Consider the following 4,002-nt stretch of genomic DNA (forward strand, 5'->3'; position numbering starts at 1 on the left):
GCGCGCCCGAACCCAACGCGATCGCGCCGATCTCGCCGTCGGCCACCGCCCCGTTGCCCAGCGCCACGTTGTCTTCGCCCGACGCGGTGCTGTTGCTGCCGCCGGCGAAACTGTTCAGGCCGCTGGCCGTGTTGCCGTTGCCGACCGCGGTGGCGAGTTCTCCGGTCGCATTGTTGCCGGTGCCGAACGCATTGCTGGAGAAGGCGCTGGCCGTATTGCCTTGGCCGACCGCGTTGCTGAAATCGCCGGATGCGATGTTCGATGCACCGATCGCGCTCGCGCTCGCACCGCTGGCATCGTTGAGGCTGCCGATAGCGTTGGCATCGTCGCCGTCGGCGATGTTGTCGCTGCCGAGCGCATTCGCATTCGCGCCGGCGGCGACGTTGTTGCCGCCGATGGCATTGCTGCCTTCGCCGCTGGCGTCGTTGAAATAACCGACCGCGGTGCTGTTGGTGCCGCTGGCGGTACTGACGTTGCCCACCGCGGTGGAACCGTCGGCGCTGGCGACGCTATAGGCGCCGATCGCGGTAGCGCCCGTGCCGGTGGCTTGCGCACCGGGGCCTGCGGCGACGCTGTCCTCGCCCGTAGCGACCGCATCGTCGCTGCCGTCGTTGGCGCCGTTGGCGGCGAAGTAGTGGTTGGCGTCTTCGACGCTGTCGGCCACTTCGTTCAACTGGTCGAGATTGACCGCATCGGTGCCTTCGGTGCCCGCGGCGACGTTGGTGATCTGGCGCTCGTTGCCTTCCGCGCCCACCGATACCGTGTTGTCGCGGTCGGCGATGGAGCCGGAGCCCAATGCCACCGACTGCGCGCCGCTGACGTCGGTGCCTGCGCCGATCGCGACGCCGGCTTCGCCGGAAACGTACGAGTTGGTGCCGGCGGCGATCGCGTGGATGTTGTCCGCCAATGCCTGGTAGCCGAGCGCGATGGTGTAGTCCGAATAACCGAACGCACCGCGGCCCACGGCGACCGAGCTTGCGCCCGGCGCCCAACTGTTCAGGCCGATCGAAGTCGCGCCGCTGCCGCTGGCCCAGGCCGCGGGACCGACGGCGGTGGTGTTCGCACCGGTCGCCCACGCGCTGACGCCGACTGCGGTCGCGCCGGATTGCGATGCCCACGAACCTGCGCCGACGGCGGTGCTTTCATCCGCCTGAGCCCAGCTGCTGTCGCCGATGGCGATGCTGTAGACGCCTTCCGCGCGCGAACCGTTGCCGACCGCGAACGAACGATCGCCCGAGGCGGACGCATCGCGGCCCAGCGCCGTGCTGTCCATGCCGCTCGCGCTGGCGCCGGCGCCCAGTGCGCTGGCGCCATCGCCATTGGCGGACGCACCCGCGCCGACCGCAGTGCTTTCCGCACCGTTGGCTTCGGTGGACGCGTACATCGGGTTGCCGTCTTCGTCGAGGATCGGATTGCCGTCATCGTCGACGAGTGCGCGTTGACCGCCGATGGCGGTGCTGGAGCTGCCGGTGGCGCTGGCGCCGCTGCCGTTGGCGGTCGCGTTGTCGGCGACTGCGGAGGCTTGGTTGCCGGTGGCCGTAGCGCCGTTGCCGATGGCGGAAGATCCGCCGCCGTAAGCGGAAGCCGTATCGCCTTCAGCGTAAGCATTCGCGCCGGAAGCGATCGCCGTCGCGCCGACCGCTTCAGCATCGTCGCTGCCGTCGTTGGCGCCATTGGCCTTGAAGTAGCGCATCGCATCGGACAGTTGGCCGACATTCGCTGCATCGGTGTCTTCGGTACCGGCCGCGACATTGGTGATCTGCCGCTCGCTGCCCGCATCGCCCACCGAGACGGTGTTCTCGCGGTCGGTGAACGAACCGGCGCCCAGCGCGACGCTGTTGGCCGCATTGGCGTAGCTGTTCACGCCGATGGCCACGGTGTCGTCCTGCGCGGCCCAGCTGTTGTGGCCGATCGAGGTGGAGTACTCGCCGGTGGCCCAAGCGCCGTTGCCGAACGCCGAACCGCCGGTGCCGCTGGCGCGGGTGTTGATCAGGCCGAAGAACGTCGTGCCGCCCACCGCGGTGCTCTCCGCGCCGCTGGCCGCAGCGGCGAAGCCGACCGCGGTGGCGTTGTCGCTGGTGGCTTCCGAGCCGTAGCCCAGGGCCGAGGCGCCGAACGCGGTGGCGACCGTGTAACCACCGATGGCCGACGAGCCATCACCCGACGCATTGCTGCGGAAGCCGGCCGCGGTGGACTGCAGGCCCGAGGCCGAGGCTTCGGTGCCCAGCGCGTTGGCGTAGGAGTTGCTGGCGCTAGCGCCAGCACCCACCGCCGTCGCCCCGAACTCGCCGGTGGCCGACGCACCGGCACCGACCGCGGTGGCGTCCACGCCACTGGCTTCGGTGCTGGCGTACATCGGGTTGCCGTCTTCGTCCAGGATCGGGTTGCCTTCGTCGTCGACCAAGGCGCGCTGGCCGCCGATGGCGGTCGCCCCGGTGTTCGACGCATTGGCACCGTTGCCGTTGGCGGTGGCGTTGTCGGCCGTGGCGGCCGACTGGTTGCCGGTCGCGGTCGCGCCGTTGCCGATCGCCGCTGAACCTGCGCCGTAAGCGGAGGCGGTATCGCCTTCGGCATACGCGTTGGCACCGGAAGCGATGGCGAACTCGCCGACCGCTTCGGCGTCATCGGTACCGTCGTTGGCCCCGTTGGCTTGGAAGTAACGCGTAGCCGCGGCCGTGCTTTCGTTCAACTGCGCGACGTTGACCGCATCGGTGTCTTCGGTACCGGCCGCGACGTTGGTGATCTGCCGCTCGCTGCCCGCATCGCCCACCGAGACCGTGTTCTCGCGGTCGGTGAACGAACCGGCGCCGAGCGCGACGCTGTTGGCCGCATTGGCGTAGCTGTTCACGCCGATGGCCACGGTATCGTCCTGCGCGGCCCAGCTGTTGTGGCCGATCGAGGTGGAGTACTCGCCGGTGGCCCAAGCGCCGTTGCCGAACGCCGAACCGCCGGTGCCGCTGGCGCGGGTGTTGATCAGGCCGAAGAACGTCGTGCCGCCCACCGCGGTGCTCTCCGCGCCGCTGGCCGCAGCGGCGAAGCCGACCGCGGTGGCGTTGTCGCTGGTGGCTTCCGAGCCGTAGCCCAGGGCCGAGGCGCCGAATGCGGTGGCGACGGTATAACCGCCAATCGCACTGGAACCGTCACCCGACGCATTGCTGCGGAAGCCGGCCGCGGTGGATTGCAAACCGGACGCCGAGGCTTCGGTGCCCAGCGCGTTGGCGTAGGAGTTGCTGGCGCTAGCGCCAGCACCCACCGCCGTCGCCCCGAACTCGCCGGTGGCCGACGCACCGGCACCGACCGCGGTGGCGTCCACGCCACTGGCTTCGGTGCTGGCGTACATCGGGTTGCCGTCTTCGTCCAGGATCGGGTTGCCTTCGTCGTCGACCAAGGCGCGCTGGCCGCCGATGGCGGTCGCCCCGGTGTTCGACGCATTGGCACCGTTGCCGTTGGCGGTGGCGTTGTCGGCCGTGGCGGCCGACTGATTACCCGTCGCGGTGGCACCGTTGCCGATCGCCGCTGAACCTGCGCCGTAAGCGGAGGCGGTATCGCCTTCGGCATAGGCATTGGCGCCCGACGCGATGGCGAACTCGCCGACCGCTTCGGCGTCATCGGTACCGTCGTTGGCCCCGTTGGCCTGGAAGTAGCGCGTGGCGTCGGTCAGCTGACCGAAGTTCACCGCATCGGTGGTCTCGGTACCTGCCGCAACATTGGTGATCTGGCGCTCGTTGCCGGCACGACCCACCGACACGCTGTCCTCGCGGTCGGCCACCGAGTCGCCGCCGATGGCCACGCTGTTGTCGGCCGTGGCCGACGCCAGGTTGCCCAGCGCCACCGAGTTGAAGCCCGGCGACCAGGCACCGCCGCCCACCGCGACCGAGAAGTCGCCCGAGGCTTCGGTGGGAATGAAGCCGAAGAGCGCACCGCCCACGGCCACCGAGTTGTCGCCGCTGGCGATGGAGTTGGACCCCAGCGCGGTGGCGTCGAAGTTGGTCGCGCTGGCGC

Annotated in this window: 1 protein-coding gene; it reads right to left on the bottom strand. The window is 69.9% G+C overall.

What is annotated here, in order from left to right:
* On the bottom strand, positions 1-4,002 hold a 4,002-nt coding region (locus M2650_RS16330; RefSeq protein ID WP_425602560.1), incomplete at both ends, for a beta strand repeat-containing protein.

This window comes from Luteimonas galliterrae (genome assembly GCF_023374055.1).
GTDB classification, from domain to species: Bacteria; Pseudomonadota; Gammaproteobacteria; order Xanthomonadales; family Xanthomonadaceae; genus Luteimonas_C; species Luteimonas_C galliterrae.